This is a genomic window from Capsulimonas sp. (assembly GCF_039929585.1).
In the GTDB taxonomy this organism is placed as follows: domain Bacteria; phylum Armatimonadota; class Armatimonadia; order Armatimonadales; family Capsulimonadaceae; genus Capsulimonas.
This window is the reverse complement of record NZ_JBDSQY010000185.1, coordinates 1-2628: the sequence shown is the minus strand read 5'-3', so window position 1 is coordinate 2628 and position 2628 is coordinate 1. Positions and strand designations below refer to the sequence as shown.

Genomic DNA, 2628 nt, shown 5'->3' with positions numbered 1-2628 from the left:
CTTGGGGCGGCGATGGGGACATTGGCCGCGCGCAGCAGCGCCAGCGCGATCGGCGTGCAGGTCCATAGTCACCACGCGGTCGGCGCCGGCGGCGGCGAGGACATCGGCGATCAGCTTGGCGGTGATCGCCTCACGAGGCTTATCCTTCTTTTCCTGACGCGCATATCCGAAGTACGGCAGCACCGCCGTAATTCGATCGGCGCTGGCGCGGCGCATCGCGTCGATCAGGATCAGCAGCTCGACAAGATTGCTGTCGACAGGCGGGCCGGTCGGCTGGATGATAAAGGCATCCGCGCCGCGCACGCTCTCTTTATACTGCACGTAAGTCTCACCGTCGGCGAAGCGTGAGATCTTCACTTCGCCCAACGGCATCTCTAAGTTATCGGCGATCGCCTGGCACAGCGCGGGGTTGCCCGTACCGGCGAAAAGTTTCATCTCGGAATTGTCGTTCAAACAGGGCCTCTCCTCAAAACATCATCCGAGTGGAATTATAGCAGACAATATGTTCCGGCGCAAGTGACTCCCCGCCTGCCCACCCGTCTTCCGGTATCTTTTTCAGGGAACGAAGCATAGGGTTTTCATGATCCAAACTCCGCCTTTCATCACTCCCTCACTCTGAGGAGCCCGTTCGACGCGAACAAATGGTTGCCAAAGTATATCTCGTAAAGTTATACAATTTTAGATTGATCTGTCAACAATAAAAAATTATTGGTACGAATCCTTGATTTTGTGGTAATAAGGTACTAATTGGCGAAATAATCGTTGTATAATACAAAAGGCGGCAAGTATCTACAACGACCCTGTGATCCAGTGTGAATAGCATTATTCCCGGAGAGCCCCACGATGACAATGCATCGATCCGAACTCAAAGAGATGCTGCGTAAGGCGACGAGCGGCGTGCAGCTGACAGTCGGCGAGTCGAATTACATCAAGACGACTTACAAAGAACTTCGGGAAGAGTACGAGAAGGTTCTGGAAGACAGCGCCGAGGATGAAGTGAAGGTTTTGGCGATCAGCCAGGCGCTCAGCTCATTGGAAGCAAAGAAAATCAGCGGCCCTGAGTTCGTCTCGGAAGTGATTTACTCCGTCTACGTGCTGAAAGACAAGCGAAAGCGCGACCGGATGCTGCGTTCGGAGATCGCCTACCGAATGGCTCTGGCGGCTTACTTCTACGACCACGTCAAGGCGATCAAAAAGATCCCGGCGAATGTCCCCGTCACCTCGGAGTTCCTGTTCCAGATCAACGAACTCGATTCGTCTCTGAAGGACTACCAGAAATATAAAGCGCATAGCGAAGTGCGCGAGCTTTCCAGCCGCAAGGCGGTCGCATAGTTTTTGCTTGACCGTGTTGCGGCTTTGTCGTAACTTGCCCTCGCTTATTCCACAATATCCGCACGCCTGCTCCCTCCTCCGCGCCGACTGGGTATAATTCACCCATGGAGCGCATTGTTTCCGCCGACCCACTGACGATTGAACGCGCCGCCCGCTGGATTCGCGAGGGCCGCCTCGTCGCCTTTCCCACAGAAACCGTCTATGGCCTGGGCGCCAATGCGCTGGACGCCGACGCCGTCGCGCGTATCTTCACCGCTAAAGGCCGCCCGGCTACAAACCCACTGATCGTCCACATCGCGGATATCGACGCATTGGATCGGATCGCCCAGCCAACCGAGGACGCCCGGCGCCTCGCACACGCTTTCTGGCCCGGGCCTCTGACCTTAGTGCTTCCGAAAATGCCCGGTGTGCCGGACATCGTCACCGCCGGCGGCGAAACCGTCGCCGTGCGTATTCCCAGCCATCCGATCGCGCTGGCGCTGCTGCGCGCGGCCAATGTCCCCATCGCCGCCCCAAGCGCCAATCGCTCCGAATCCATTTCCCCCACCTGCGCGGAGCATGTCGCCCGCAGCCTTGGCCCCGAGCTGAAAATGATCCTGGACGGCGGGCCATGCGATGTCGGCCTGGAGTCGACGGTATTGGATCTCACATGCGATCCTCCGGCCATCCTGCGCCCCGGCATGGTCTCGGCGGAAGAGATCGCCGCCGTGCTGGGAAAGCGCGTCGCAACGGGGCGCCACGATGGTGACGGCGTCGCCAAATCTCCAGGGCAGATGCTGCGCCATTACGCGCCAAACTCGCCGCTGCGTCTCTCCGAAAACGTTTGGTGTGAGATTCCAGAGACGGGACAAATCAGTATTCTTGCCTATACACTGCCACCCGATTCCATACGACCAGACACGCACATCCATTTCCTGCCCGAATTGCCTAATCCTTATGCGGCAAACTTATACAGCGCACTCCATGCATTGGACGCCGACCGTCCGGATTTGATCCTGGTCCAGCAGGTTCCCGACACGGAAGAGTGGACGGCAGTCCGAGATCGGCTGCGGCGGGCGTCGGCTTCATAGCGTGATTTCAGCCCCTCCGCCCCAATTTTGGGGAGCTCAGAGAAGATGGCCCCTCCACCCCAATTCTGGGGGACCGGAAAATGCCGTCGTCCGAAATCGGGTCCCCCAGAAGTAAAATACAACGGGCTAAAGCCCAATGCTTTTGGAAGAGATTCGGATCTCTCGAACATAGTCCTTACAAAACTTCATTCGTCAAAGAGGCTCCGTTGATCCGAAAGCGTCTCTG

General features: G+C 57.3%; 3 protein-coding genes. 2 read left to right on the top strand and 1 reads right to left on the bottom strand.

Translation table 11 applies throughout. From position 1 onward, the window contains the following. A partial coding sequence (gene prs / locus ABIZ35_RS13260) for a ribose-phosphate diphosphokinase (RefSeq protein ID WP_348220388.1) occupies positions 1-435 on the bottom strand: 435 nt, incomplete at its 3' end. Positions 436-843: 408 nt separating this feature from the next. On the opposite strand from prs, the gene ABIZ35_RS13255 reads away from it, so the two are divergent. Next, positions 844-1332, top strand: a complete 489-nt coding sequence (locus ABIZ35_RS13255) for a hypothetical protein (protein ID WP_348220387.1) — start codon at positions 844-846, stop codon at positions 1330-1332. Positions 1333-1436: 104 nt separating this feature from the next. Further along, entirely contained in the window at positions 1437-2402 is a 966-nt protein-coding gene (locus ABIZ35_RS13250) for an L-threonylcarbamoyladenylate synthase (protein ID WP_348220386.1), read from the top strand. Positions 2403-2628: the final 226 nt, after the last annotated feature.

Bases quoted from the DNA above. Each gene is read 5' to 3' on its own strand.
- ABIZ35_RS13250 (WP_348220386.1), top strand. From the start codon at position 1,437: ATGGAGCGCATTGTTTCCGCCGACCCACTGACGATTGAACGCGCCGCC.
- ABIZ35_RS13255 (WP_348220387.1), top strand. From the start codon at position 844: ATGACAATGCATCGATCCGAACTCAAAGAGATGCTGCGTAAGGCGACG.